Origin of the sequence: Gemella sp. 27098_8_149, assembly GCF_041433745.1 — a bacterium.
Taxonomy (GTDB): Bacteria; Bacillota; Bacilli; order Staphylococcales; family Gemellaceae; genus Gemella.
On sequence record NZ_JAPWCB010000003.1, the window covers coordinates 28,668 to 43,401 of the forward strand.

A 14,734-nucleotide genomic window follows, 5' to 3' on the forward strand; every position below is an offset into this window, starting at 1 on the left:
CCTCCTATACAATAATATCTTCTATCTCTAATGACGTTCCGTTCATAATACGATTTTTATAAGAAATACTCGCTGGTGTGCTATCTGGCCATATTTTTTCAAACCATAACTTAAATTTTTCAATATCAAAATCAACTTTAACCAATTCAACATACAGTCCATCTCTAAATTCTGAATATATCGCTTTTTCATGGCTACTTTTAGCTATTCTAGTAATTAAGCCATATGTTTGCCCTTGGATATTCGCCATTCCAGCTGCTCCATTATTAATAACAATATTTTTTCCATTATCATAGACTGCTGGTAAGCACGTATGTGTTGTTGCTAGTATATCTATGTTATTTTCTTTAAACCAACTATCTAACTCTTTCTTTCTAGATTCTAATTTTAAATTATCATTTGAACATTCCCAGCCTGACATGCTTTTTTCATCACCATGGGTAATAGCAATTTTTTTACCTAAAAAATCTAAAACTAAGGTTTTTGAACGTTCTTTTATATCATTAAGAATATCATCACCTTTAATATTTTCTTTCATCATGTTATGAATAATATTTGATCGTTCTACTACTCCATCACTAACGTCTTCAGGATAATTACAACCGCATCCTAAAGATGAAGTATCATTTAATAATTCAAATTCAACATTTCCTAAAAGTTTTATACTGTCTTTAGATAACTCCTCAACCTTTAAAAAATCTTCTTTTTCGATATCAAACCAATGCATATCACCATTAAAAACTACTTTCGCATTTTCATCCTGTGCCATTTTATTGATAATCTCTAAAGCATATCTATTTCCATATAATCCTCCAACTATATAGACTACTTCTTCTTCCAATTTTTTAATTTTTTTTGTCCAATCCTTCCTAAGAATATACTCTAATGAACAATTTCTACCTTTTTCCATATAACTCTCTCCAAAATTAAAATAAAAGTAAAGACCTACAGTCTTTACTTTTATTATATTATATTTATTTATTTTTTGCGAACATTCCTGGCACTACATAACCAATAGTACATAAAATTAATCCGTATAAATTAACTCCTAATAGTAATGCATTCTTACCTGTACCAATAGCCCAACTAGTAGGAATTAAATTAATAGTTAATAGTATTCCTAGAATAATTCCAATCCAAAAACTTAAGTGGAATCCTAATTTTGTTGGTTTAACAAAACCGTGTAGTAAGAAAATCGGTGCTAATCCAATTACCATTGTTCCACTAATCGTTGTAGCTTTAAGAATATCTGTTCCCATAATCATTGGAAGATTACCTATAATAGCAAATGCAATCATAAATAAAATAGCCACTTTCTTCGGATTTTTTAATCCTCTATTAGACATTTCTGGTAAGTCCTTAGCAGTTAACTTCCCTAAACTTGCAAATGTAGAGTCAAGAGTAGAACCTGCTGCCGATACCATTACTACTATCATTGCAAAATACCCTACGACTCCTAAAGTCTTACCTAAAGCTGCCGGAACGTTACTACTTACTTCCATTCCGATTAATTTCGCATGAATTCCAATGAAACTAAAGATTAAAATAGAGAAGAATCCTAAAATACCAGATACGAAAAATGCACGAAGCATAGTCTTCTCACTAGCGATAAACCCTCTATCTGTTAATACTGGATCGTGGAATGGATAACTGAATAATTGTAGAATTGTTACAAGTAACATATCTACACCTGCGTTCATCGCCCAATTTCCTGATGTTACAAAATCACTAATGTTGTGCTGTGGTAAAATTAATGTTACTACCCAACCAACAAAGAAGATAAAAATAACAGCTTGGATAACATCAGTTACGATAGAACTTCTTAATCCACCAAGTACAGTATACCCTAAAGTAATAGCAGTAAATAGAATTGCAGAAATAATAAACTCTTTACTACCTGCTTTTCCATAATACCCACCTACTACAGAAGTATTACTCCATACTTCATTAAATAAACGAATAAGTATAGCTGCTGAAAATGCAACAGAAGCTGCTTTCCCATAATTAGAAGTTAAGAAACTTACTAATCCTTTTGCTTGGTACTTTGTTCTTAATCTATAAATTGCTAAACCACAAGTAGGAATACAAAGCCAATATGTTGCATAAGCTAATCCACCTACAAATCCATATTGAGCACCTAAGTTTGCAGCATTAGTTACAGATTTAGCAAAAATCCAACTTATAAAAATACTTAACATAAGCATCATTTCAGTAGGCTTTTCACCTCTGTTACCGTCACCTCTAAAGAATCCTGCTTCTGTTACTTTCTTAGGTGATAATAAAAACATTACCACTCCATAAACAATTAAAAATCCCCAAAATAGATATCCTGTCATATCATTCATTTTCTATAATATTTCTCCTTATTATTTTAATCTAATACTACTTCACCAACATTAGCGTATCTTGCGAATGAAGGTTCATAGTTTCGTACTTTAAAACCTAACTCTTCTAATATTACCGCAACGTACGAAGCACGAACTCCAGTAGTACAATAAGTAATCTGTAGTTTATTTTTATCCAAACCTTTGTCAGCTACATATTTTTCTAATTCTTCTCTAGATTTTAAGAATCCATTACTATCAACTAACGTATTAAATGGAAGTGAAATTGCACCAGGAACATGACCTGCTTTATTCTCTCCATATATTACACGACCATTATATTCAACTTCTAATCTAGTATCAATAATTTGAACATCTGTATTACCTATTCTTGATAATAATTCGTCTGTATAAATAGCTTTATCATTTTGAGTCGCTTCGCTACGAACTACATCGCTAACATCAATTCTGTCAGTTGATGGTTCATAATTTTTATTAAATCCTAATTTTTCGACTTGTTTATATCCACCATCTATAAATTTAACATTATCAAATCCTGCATAGCTAAATGTATACAGAACTCTTGCTTCATCTCCAAATCCTTGTTCAGGCATAGTAAAACCATATACTAGTACTTCAGATTCATCGGTAATTCCTAGTTTAGAAAAAATTTGTTGATAATTCTCTTTAGATAATAATTTCCCTAGTTCCTCTCCACCAAATTCTCCAAGTAAACTTATATCAGTCCAATCAACAACGATTGCTTTGTCATACATTAAAGAACCTTCTTCAAGCATTCCTCCACGTGCATCTATCACAACTACATTGTTATTTGTTCTATTATTTAATAAATACTCTGCATCAACCAACTTTTTAAAATCAAATTGTGTCATAACTGTCCCTCCTTTCTGACTATACTATCATTCATTATAACACAGCTTTTAGTTAAAAAATATAATTTCGCTTTCTAAATATCATAAAATTATTACATTTTTAAAATAACCAAGTCTATACAAATATATCAGCAATATTTTTTTCTTCAAATCGTAAACATAACTATTTACAACTCTAAACAATCATGATATAATAAATCGGAATTGTTTTGAATTGAATGATTAAGGAGAAAATAGAATGAACAAGAAAAAAATGATTATTACCGGTGCCTGCGGTTCATTAGTAATTGGATTATCTGCATTTGCAGGATACGAATACGGAAAACACCAAGCATATGAAACTGCACCACTAGTACAAAATACAGCACAAGCAAAAAAAATTAATTACTCGGACAAAGTTAGTTCAGTAGTTGTAAGTGAAATTACTGAAGATGGTTATGTAACGCTTCATGGTGATCACAGTCATTATGAAAAAGGACTAGTACCTTATAACGCTAAAATTCTTGATTCATTAGTTTATAAAAACAAAGACTATAAACTAAAAAATGAAGATATTCAGTATGAACTTGCAGAAGGTTATGTTATAAAAATCAACGGTAAATATTACTACTATCCTAAAGAAGGTATTACTCAAAATAATGTTGTTGACGAAAGTACTGGAAAAGAAATTTCAGCACACGCACATCACCATCATCACCATGGAGAATCTAGCGAATCTAAAGGAAGTGGAGATAACTACACATTTAATCCAAAAGATATCGTAAGTGAGACTCAAGATGGTTACGTAGTTCGCCATGGAGATCACTTCCACTATATTAAGAAAAGTGAGTTATCAGCTTCTCAATTATCACAAGCAAAAGAATCTGGAGTTAATCCTTCTTTAGCATCATCAGCAGCAGGAGTAACAACTCCAACGAGTGATGGTTATATCTTTAAAGGTGAGAGTGATATTATAGGAAGAAACAGTTTTGGCTTCATAGTTCAACACGGAAGTCACCAACATATTATCCCATATTCACAGTTGAGAGGAACACAATGGGAATATTTATTAAATGATCAAGGAACTACAACTAATAACACTAATACAACAGTAGTAAACACTCCAAGAACTAATACAGTAAATGACAATCATCATGAACATTCATCAGATCATGGAGATGATTATAAATTTAATCCAAAAGATATCGTAAGTGAAGATGAAAATGGATATACAGTACGTCACGGAGATCACTTCCACTACATTCCAAAAAATAAAGTAGAGACACCTGCTGAAACTGACAAACCTGTACCAGCTATTCCTACTCCTTCTTTACCTAGGGTAGAAAAAGTTGTTGAAATAGTCAAACCTACACCAGTTATTCCTACACCAACTTTACCTGAAGTGAATAAAGTAGAGAAACCTACTGATGCTGTCAAACCAGCTCCAGTTATCCCTACTCCTTCTTTACCTGAGGTTAAAAATGAAGAAAAACCAAAAGTAGAAGAGCCAGTTGTAAGACCTAGCGTTTTATCATTTGCTGGAGTTCAATTTAAGACTAGCGATGGTTTTGTTTTAAATGAAAATACTGTTGGTACCCCTACTTCATTAGGACTAGTGGTTGATCATAATGGACACCAACACTTTGTATACTATAAACAGTTAGTAAATTCTAAATTTGAAAAATTAATTCCTGAAAAATATTTAGAACAAGCTAAAAAAGAATATAAGGAATTAGAAGATAAAGTAACTGAAAAAGTTAATTACTTATCAAGTAAAAATAACATAGATAAAAATACAATTAAATATGTTTCTACGGCAAAAGGGGATGCCCTTTCATATGATGGTAAAACAACATTATTAGATGATATTAATGTTAACGATGTAACCGAAGCACCTACTGAAAAGCCAGCAGAAAACAACAAAGTAGAAAATAATACAGAAAAAGAAAATAAAGAAAATTATTCTGAAGAAGTGACTAAGAAAATTAATCACTTGGCTAAAATACTAGGAATTGATCCTAAGCTTATTAAATTAGTGGAAACTGAAAATGGTCAAGCATTAACTTACCCTCATGGTGATCATAGTCACACTGTATTATTAAATGCAATTCATATTGATGAAACTGATGTTACAATAACTGAAGAAATCCAAAAACAAATAAATTATATTGCTGAAGTTTACGGAGTACCAAAAGAAGCTGTTAAAGTAACAAAAGATTTCTTCGTATTTAATGAACCAGCTCACGCTTACGATCCAACACATATTCACCCATATTTAATTCCTCGCGAGAAATTCCATATTCCGGAGGTTACAGGTGATGATGAAGTGGATTTTGAAAATGAATTACTTGCTTTATCAAAACGTACAGGTATTCCTGCAGATAAAATCAAACGTGACGGGGATAAATTTGTAATTCCTCATGGAGATCATGATCACTTTGTTAAAATTTTATCTAAAGGAGCAGACATCTATTACAAAAATAGAATTCCTAATATCACAGGAAACTATGTTGCGGGAGACTTCGATAAAGAAGCTGTATTCAAACGTATCGAGGAACTTAAAGCTAATAACCTTGCTAAACATAGCAGCGATAAAAAACAAGCAAACCGTGTAAATCGTGCACTTGATCAATTACGTGCAACAATAGAAGAATTACCAACTAACTCTACTAACGGATATCTTGAAATGTTAAATAATTTTGACAAAAAATACATCCAAGAAGAAGCTAACGCGGATACTACTAAAAATGATGAATTAGTTAAAAAATATAATACTCTACTAAATAGAATCAAAGATGCTGATATTGAAAAATATGGACTTTCAAAAACTGACTTAACTAATGAGTTAAATGAAGCTAGCTCAAATAAAGATGCAAATACACTAAACAAAGTTAGTCATATGTTAGATGAACTTCAAAAATTCGAAGATCGTGAAAGTATTACAACTGTAAGTTACATCAAATATTTCTTAGAAAATATAGATAGTGATAAGATCGATAACCAACTACGTGAAGAACTTGCTTCACTTATAAAAGATTCTTATGAATCTCAAGCATTCATCACTAGAACACCGATGAGAACACTTGTTACAAGACTTATTAATGCCAAAAATGCTCTTCACTACGCACTAGAACACAATGAAAGTTCAAAAGTTGAATTCGGTGAAAAATATAATAAATTAAATGAGACTGACAGTGATGGTGCAACACTTCGCTCTTCAGCTGATCAATTCGCTAAAGAAGCTAACGATCCTTCATTCCCAATCGAATTCTCTAATGCCAAATATGACAAAGCAGATTTTGAAAAATATGCAAATAAAACAACCGAAAAAACTGAATCTACTACTCCAACAACTGAAGTAAAACCAGAAGAAGAAAAAGACAATAAAACAAATAATGACAGTAACTCTGGAAATCAACCAAACAATGAAGTGAGTACACCTAAAGAAGATAATAATACGACAGATAATAAAAAAGTAGAACTTACTCCAGAAGAAACTGCAAAAGTAAACTTACTAGCAGGAATCTTTAAACTATCTCCAGATTCATTAAATATTATTGAAACACCATATGGAAAAGCGGTGAACTTCACACTTGGTGGAAAAGCTGAAACGATATTAATTAATGATATCGATAGATTACTAGCTGCATTATTAGCAAGTGCTAAGCCAAAAGAATCTTCAACAGAAAACGAAAATAGTACGACTCTTAACTCAGAAAACGAAGTTTCTAATAGCAATAGTAATACAACTACAGTAGAGCCAAAAAACAACACAGGAAAAGAAGAAACTTCTAACAACACAACAACAAAAGAAGATACTTCTAACAGCACTACAGCGAAGGAAGAAACAGCCAACAACTAAACAAAAGAAAAATAATCTAAAAAGACTTGACAAAAAAGCTAAAAATAGAGTAAAATTAGGTTAAATAAATATATAAAATTTGATTATAGACATGTTTTAATCTAAGAACATTCCCAGAGAGAGTACAGATGCTGAAAGTACTTATTGTTTATTTTAAAATTCTACTATAAATAATATCAAATTAAATTTCAAGAATCTTTTAGATTGAATTTGGGTGGAACCACGGTATAGAAATTAATCGTCCCTTGCGTCTTTGACGTAAGGGATTTTTTATTTTACTTATAAAATTCAATCAAAATAAATTATTTAGAAGGAGCATACAATTATGTTAGATATTAAATTATTCAGAGCAAATCCTGAAATGGTAAAAGAAAAATTAGCAGCAAGAAACTTAGAAACAGATGTAGTTGACCTACTTATCGACTTAGATAAAAAACGTCGTGAACTACTTGTTCAAGTAGAAGATCTAAAAGCACTTCGTAACAAAAAAAGTGAAGAGATTGCTATCTTAAAAAGAAAACGTGAAGATGCTTCAGATGTAATTGCAGATATGAAACACGTTTCTGATGAAATTACAACTCGTGATATTGAAGTTAAACAAATCGCTGAAGAAATTAACGAAAAAATTATTAGAATACCTAACCTTATCTCTGATGAGACTCCTATCGGTGAAGATGAAGACGAAAACATCGAAGTTCGTCGTATCGGACAAGTAAGAGAATTTGACTTCGAACCAAAAGCCCACTGGGATTTAGTTGAAGAATTAGATATTGCTGATTTTGAACGTGCAGCTAAAATCTCTGGAAGTAGATTCGTGTACTACAAAAAAGCTGGAGCTCTTCTTGAACGTGCATTAATCAACTTTATGATTGATACTCACGTTGTTGAACATGGATACGAAGAATTCATGGTACCTCAATTAGTTAATAGAACTGCTCTATTTGGTACAGGTCAATTCCCTAAATTCGTTGAAGATGTATATACAGTCGAATCTGAAGGATTAACTCTTATTCCTACAGCAGAAGTTCCATTAACAAACTACTACAATGGAGAAATCTTAACTGAAGATATGTTACCAAAAGGTGTTACAGCATTCAGTATCTGTTTCAGATCTGAAGCAGGAAGTGCTGGTCGTGATACTCGTGGATTAATCCGTCTTCACCAATTCAATAAAGTAGAAATGGTACGTTTCGCTAAACCTGAAAATTCATATGAACAATTAGAAATTATGACTGGACATGCTGAAAATATCCTTAAAAAATTAAACTTACCATATCGTGTAATTACTCTATGTTCTGGAGATACAGGATTCTCTAGTGCTAAAACTTATGATATCGAAGTTTGGTTACCAAGTTATAACGCTTATAAAGAAATCAGTTCTTGTTCAAACTGTACAGATTTCCAAGCGCGTCGTGCAAACATGCGTTTCAAACGTGAAGATACTGGAAAAGTTGAATTCCTTCACACATTAAACGGTTCTGGATTAGCGGTAGGACGCTGTCTAGCTGCTATAATTGAAAACTATCAAAATGAAGATGGTTCTATCACAGTACCAGAAGTTCTTCGTCCATACATGCGCGGAATCACTAAAATTGAAAGAGACTAGTTTTCTATCCTTTTAAAATATAGTTTTTCTTTTCATGATAAATGCCAAGAGAGTCTAACAATCCTCTCTTGGCATTTTTTATTCTATCAAAGTATAAAAAGTAGTGAATTAAGGTTCCCTCCTCTCAATTCACTACTTTTTACGATATAATATAGACTATATATCTATTTGAGTTTTTTCAAACTTATCTAGTGCTTGTAAATAACCATCTGTTGCTGTAACATGCCAGGCTAAACTAACATCCCTAAAGTTATTCAACCAATTTAGTACTTTTCTTAATTTAGCTGGATTATTAACAAGTACAGTCTGGGCTTTATTTTCTAATTCTGTTAACCTACTATTGACTACAGCTTCATCAATATTCCCATTTACTTTAGGAATCTCTATATAAGGTATTTTGTTTTGATTATATAATCTCCATCCAGGACTCTTAATTGGATAATAATGGTTATGATCACCATGATTTACTATCATTTGTCCATCTTGCACCTGAATATGCTCAACTGTTGTATTCATACTGCTTGCCAATGCTGTTATTTCTTTTTCAAAATCTCCTTCTAAATCTGAGCTCATCGTTGGAACAGTTATATTACTAAGCGCAATACGTTTAACTACTCCGTTATAGTTAAATACTAACGTGTTACTCTCAACTGAAATATCACTCACATTTATTCCATAGAATAGTGAAATATAATTTTTCTTGCTGTCTAATGTTGCTTTGTCTTCAGTTGTTGTTGCTTCACCTTTCTTAGCCAAAAATTCTTTTGCTTCTTCTAGTTGTTCAGCTGATAAATCAGATTTTTTAACGAAGTGATTATGATCACCATGTTTTACAATATAGCCATCTCCTTCTTCACTAACAATATTATTCACATCGAATACAAAATCATGTTCTTCTACTTCATTATGATTTGCTACTTCTGAAGCATGCTCAGCTTCTGTATTAGGTGACTCAGTAACTGAATTTTCTTTATTAGCTATCTCATTAGTTGGTTCAACTAGATTTTCTTTAACTTGTTTTCTTATTTCATTCAATTGTTTTTCTAAATCAATTTGTTTATTTCTACTTTGATCTACACTGTAAGACATATCAAGATAAATAATACGCGCTTTTTGTTTTAATTCATCAGCAACTTCTGGGGCTAATTTTTTCTCATCTTTAAGTTTTAATATCTCTTCCTGTAGTTTTTCTGCCTGATCTGTAATATAGTCTGCAGATAAAGTATAATTTTCTTTTATATCTCCACCTTCGACTTTTTCAAAATTACTCATTATTCCTTTTGGAATATTTCCATCACTTGGAATTTCTAACTCTTCTTTTGAAATAGTATTATGACTTATATCTAGGTATTCTAAAGTTTTATTTTTTTCTTTTAATGCTAATGTAGATACATAGTTATTTGACATTGTTAAGTATTTTAGCGCTGTAAGATTATTTACATTTTCCATTGTTCTAATAACATTGTTATTAACCGTTAAGTTAATCAATTTATTTTGTTTATTAGATGGAAACTCACTAATTTTATTTCCACTGGCATCTAGATTCTCAAGCCCAGTTAGTTTATAAACATTGTTAATATCCTCTAGTTTATTGTTTTTAATTTCTAGACTTGTAATTGTACTGTTTTCAAAATCTAAACTATCAATTTTATTATTATTAACTTCTACACTTTCTAAAACTTTAGCATTTTTCAAATGAGATAATGTTGTTATTTTATTATCATTTGCCACTATTTTTTTCAACTTCGGTAAATTTGAAACAACACTCAAGTCCCTTATATTAGTATTATTCACCGTCAGCTGTTCTAAATTATCATTTTTTAAAGTCGACAATTCTAATCCACTGTTGTTAGATAAGAATAAACGTTCTAATTCATTTTTGTTACTCAATGCATCTAATTTTGTAATATTATTATTTTCAAGGCTAACTGCTCTTAAGTGATTTAAATCTTTTAGAGCTGAAATATCTTTAATCTTATTATTATCTAAGTTTAACGACTCTAAGTTAGTAAGATTTTTTAGTACATCAATATTTTCAATATTATTTCCTGCAGCAGATACCAATTTTAAATTTGGATAATCCTTTAAGAATGAAATATCTTGTATATCATTTTCAGAGAAATCTATCCCTTCTAATGTTGGTATATTCTTTATAAATGAATAATCTTTAATACCTGTTCTTGATACGTATAATTGTTTCAATTTTTTGAATTTATAAACAGGTGTAATGTCATCGATAGAAGTATATCCAATACCTAGAACTTCAATATTTGGCATAAGATCCAATCCATTTCTTTTAAGTGGATCTTTATTTTGACCTATGTTTAGATACTTAACAGTTTTCAACCACTCTTTCATTTTTTCTACATTTGTCTCGTGTACAGGAAAATCAGTGTCTGCTGATGCGTGTTGAATATCATGGATAATGTCATCATCAAATCCTAATTTTTTCAGTGTCTCTGCTCCCGAATTACTATGTGGATCTGCCAAAGGTTTTGTTTTATCTACGTCTTTAACCAATATAGTATGGCTATGATCCCCATGTGGATATACCAGTGCCTTACCTTCTGCTGTTTCAATTACTTTTATAGAACTTTTATCTATATTTAATTGTTTAGCAACATAATCGATTTTTTCTTCAATTTCTTTTTCTTCACTAATGTTTTCTTGATTATTTCCCTCAACATTAGAAGTAGTATTACTTTCTGAATTATTATTATTTTCTATTTTTTCATTAACATTAATATCTTTTAACAATTCTATTTTTCCATCATAAGATATTGCATCTCCATTAGAAGTACTTACATAACTGAATTTTTCTTTACCTAAATTATGTTTCTTAGAAAGATAATCAATCTTCTCATTAACTTCTTTTTCTAACTTGTTGTACTCTTCTTTAGCTTGGTTAAGATATTGATATGGAATAAGTTTTTCCCACTTAGAATTAACCAATTGTCTGTAAAATATAAAGTGTTGATGTCCACTATGAGCTACAAGAATTCCTGTTGAAGTTGGTGTTTTCAAACTATCTTCAGACAGTTTGAATCCATCACTAGTTTCGAATTGAACACCAGCAAATGATAAAATGCTAGGTCTTACAACTGGCTCCTCTACTTTTGGTTTTTCTTCATTTTTAACCTCAGGTAAAGGAGGAGTAGGAATAGCTGGAGCTGGTTTGGCAGCTTCAGTAGGTTTTTCTACTTTATTCACTTCAGGTAAAGAAGGAGTAGGAATAACTGGAGCTGGTTTGACAGCATCAGTAGGTTTCTCTACTTTATTCACTTCAGGTAAGGTTGGAGTTGGGATAGCTGGAGTTGGTTTAACTGTTTCAGCAGGTTTCTCTACTTTATTCACTTCTGGTAGGGTTGGAGTTGGAATAGCCGGAGTTGGTTTAACTGTTTCAGCAGGTTTCTCTACTTTATTCTTTGGAATGTAGTGGAAATGATCTCCATGGCGAACAGTATATCCATTTTCATCTTCACTAACGATATCTTTTGGGTCAAATTTATAATTATCTCCATATTCTGATTGTTCATGATGATTGTCATTTACTATATTAGTTTTTGGAGTGTTTACTACTGTTGTATTAGTGTTATTATTTGTAGTTCCTTGATCATTTAATAAATATTCCCATTGTGTCCCTCTTAACTGTGAATATGGGATAATATGTTGGTGACTTCCGTGTTGAACTATAAAACCAAAACTGTTTCTTCCTATAATATCACTCTCACCTTTAAAGATATAACCATCACTCGTTGGAGTTGTTACTCCTGCCGCTGATGATGATAAAGAAGGATTAACTCCAGCTTCTTTTGCTTGTGATAATTGTGAACTTGATAACTCACTTTTCTTAATATAGTGGAAGTGATCTCCATGGCGAACTACGTAACCATCTTGAGTCTCACTTACGATATCTTTTGGATTAAATGTGTAGTTATCTCCATTTCCTTTAGATTCACTAGTTTCTCCATGGTGATGATGGTGATGTGCGTGTGCTGAAATTTCTTTTCCAGTACTTTCGTCAACAACATTATTTTGAGTAATACCTTCTTTCGGATAGTAGTAATATTTACCGTTGACTTTTATAACATAACCTTCTGCAAGTTCGTACTGAATATCTTCATTTTTTAGTTTATAGTCTTTGTTTTTATAAACTAATGAATCAAGAATTTTCGCGTTATAAGGTACTAATCCTTTTTCATAGTGGCTATGGTCACCATGAAGCGTTACATAACCATCTTCAGTAATTTCACTTACAACTACTGAGCTAACTTTGTCAGAGTAATTAATTTTTTTTGCTTGTGCTGTATTTTGTACTAGTGGTGCAGTTTCATATTCATGAAGCTTTCTATACTCATATCCAGAAAATACTGATAGCCCAATTACTAATGAGCCACAGGCACTAGTAATAATCATATTTTTTTTATTCATATATTTTCTCCTTAATTTTATAATTCGTAATAATTTCGATTTATTATAACATGTTTAGTACATTTTGTAAATAGTTATCTTTACGATTTACTACTTTTAAAATTAATGTTTTTGTATTTTTTTCTTATTTAGAAAATGTAACTTTGATATAATATACTTTAATGATTATGGCTATTTTGAAAATTATATTTATTATCAATTTACTAAAATCTTATTAATAAGAATAGGCTTATAAATTTAATCTGAAAAAACAAAAAAATGGATACCAACTGCATAATACAGTATGATATCCATATGTTTTTTTATGTTTATTTAGCTATATATAATTTTTCTTTTTTCTTATAATACTAGCTACAATTATTAAAATAAATCCTGTAAAAATAGATGAATTTCCAGATATACCCGTCTTAGGAAGTATTTTTAATTGTTTCTCATCTTTAATACTCTTTGTTTTAGGTAATTCATCATCTTCTTTTTCTTTATTTTCTATTTTTTCTTTATTTTCAATCTTTTCTGGAATTACTATTTGAGCTCTTTCCTCTAAATCCTTCGTTCCTATTTTTATACGTTCTACTATAGTAAATTTACTAAAATGATTTATATCAAATTGCAACTCACCCGCATTATATCTACTAGCTATTTTTTCAAGATTATTTTCATCAGATATATGATAAACTTCTAAATCAGTATTTTCTTTTTTTACAACTGCAACTGTTACAGTTCTCTCTATATTACTATCTACTTTTTTATAATCTTTCTCAAAATGAATCTCAAATGTTTCAATAATTTTATAGTCGCTACCTAGTTTATTCTTGATAGTCTTGTTTAAATCATTATCATTTAATGGTTCCACAAACAATTTTTCTGCAGAGATACTATCTTTTTTAAAAGAAACCTTAATTTTACGACCAGATAAATTCGCTACTAATACATCATTTCTAGTTTCCATTCTAGAAGATGGTTTTATTGATGGCTTCTCTGTTGGTTTTTCCGACGGCTTCTCTGTTAGTTTAACAGGTGGTTTTTCCGACGGTTTTTCTGTTGGCTTCTCTGTTGGTTTTTCCGACGGCTTTTCTATTGGCTTCTCTGTTGGTTTTTCCGACGTCTTTTCTACAGGTTTTGGAGCTGGTTTTTCCTCTGATTTTGATGGTGGCTTTCTTTTTGAATCTTCAATTACATTCTCTGGTGGAATTGGCTCAACCTCTGGAATTACTCCATTTTCATTTATAACAACCTTATTATCAGACTCTTGTGCATTAGCCACACCTATATTCATTGTGCTAATTCCTATAACAATACTGATTATTCCAGCTGACACTTTTCTTATAGAATATTTTTTATTCTCCACTGCTTTCTCCTTATCTTAAATAATCAATGGGAGTGACTCAAAAATCGTGATTTCGAAGAAATCGATTTTGTCGAGTCACCCCCGCACAGTTTATTAGATATCTAAAAAGCTTTTCTAAAGCGATTTTAGATATCAATAAACCACTGCGTCTGTTAGTTCTCATATGAACCTTGTTAAAATTTAGGACTTTTGGGTCAATTTCTACTATTATATTATATATTAAAATACTAAGCAAGCAAAATTTTTTTAAAAAAATGACTTGATTAAAATATTTAATCAAGTCAGATCGTC

7 protein-coding genes are annotated in these 14,734 nt (G+C 30.9%); 2 read left to right on the plus strand and 5 right to left on the minus strand.

The genetic code is table 11. The features are described from left to right. Positions 1-4: 4 nt before the first annotated feature. From O3801_RS02260 to O3801_RS02270, 3 genes are all read right to left on the minus strand, one after another. Positions 5-910, minus strand: a complete 906-nt coding sequence (locus O3801_RS02260) for a metallophosphoesterase family protein (RefSeq protein WP_371453941.1) — start codon at positions 908-910, stop codon at positions 5-7. A 64-nt stretch (positions 911-974) separates the two neighbouring features. Then, a complete protein-coding gene (locus tag O3801_RS02265; RefSeq protein ID WP_371453942.1) occupies positions 975-2,345 on the minus strand; it encodes a sodium:solute symporter in 1,371 nt (456 codons plus the stop codon). A 26-nt stretch (positions 2,346-2,371) separates the two neighbouring features. Further along, positions 2,372-3,217 (minus strand): sulfurtransferase, encoded by an 846-nt coding sequence (locus O3801_RS02270; RefSeq protein ID WP_294683454.1) that lies wholly within the window; start codon positions 3,215-3,217, stop codon positions 2,372-2,374. 238 nt (positions 3,218-3,455) lie between these two features. Between O3801_RS02270 and O3801_RS02275 the strand changes: the two genes are divergently transcribed. Beyond that, a complete protein-coding gene (locus tag O3801_RS02275) occupies positions 3,456-7,058 on the plus strand; it encodes a pneumococcal-type histidine triad protein (protein ID WP_371453943.1) in 3,603 nt (1,200 codons plus the stop codon). 325 nt (positions 7,059-7,383) lie between these two features. Beyond that, positions 7,384-8,664, plus strand: coding sequence for a serine--tRNA ligase (serS, locus tag O3801_RS02280; protein ID WP_004264136.1), 1,281 nt, complete (start codon positions 7,384-7,386; stop codon positions 8,662-8,664). A gap of 156 nt (positions 8,665-8,820) precedes the next feature. Here serS and O3801_RS02285 read toward each other — a convergent pair whose 3' ends face one another. Both O3801_RS02285 and O3801_RS02290 read right to left on the minus strand, forming a co-directional pair. Next, positions 8,821-13,095, minus strand: a complete 4,275-nt coding sequence (locus tag O3801_RS02285; protein WP_371453944.1) for a pneumococcal-type histidine triad protein — start codon at positions 13,093-13,095, stop codon at positions 8,821-8,823. Between the two features lie 316 nt (positions 13,096-13,411). After that, a complete protein-coding gene (locus O3801_RS02290) occupies positions 13,412-14,443 on the minus strand; it encodes a YSIRK-type signal peptide-containing protein (protein ID WP_371453945.1) in 1,032 nt (343 codons plus the stop codon). Between the last annotated feature and the right edge of the window lie 291 nt (positions 14,444-14,734).

Bases quoted from the DNA above. Each gene is read 5' to 3' on its own strand.
- O3801_RS02285 (WP_371453944.1), bottom strand. From the start codon at position 13,095: ATGAATAAAAAAAATATGATTATTACTAGTGCCTGTGGCTCATTAGTA.
- O3801_RS02270 (WP_294683454.1), bottom strand. From the start codon at position 3,217: ATGACACAATTTGATTTTAAAAAGTTGGTTGATGCAGAGTATTTATTA.
- O3801_RS02260 (WP_371453941.1), bottom strand. From the start codon at position 910: ATGGAAAAAGGTAGAAATTGTTCATTAGAGTATATTCTTAGGAAGGAT.
- O3801_RS02275 (WP_371453943.1), top strand. From the start codon at position 3,456: ATGAACAAGAAAAAAATGATTATTACCGGTGCCTGCGGTTCATTAGTA.
- serS (WP_004264136.1), top strand. From the start codon at position 7,384: ATGTTAGATATTAAATTATTCAGAGCAAATCCTGAAATGGTAAAAGAA.
- O3801_RS02265 (WP_371453942.1), bottom strand. From the start codon at position 2,345: ATGAATGATATGACAGGATATCTATTTTGGGGATTTTTAATTGTTTAT.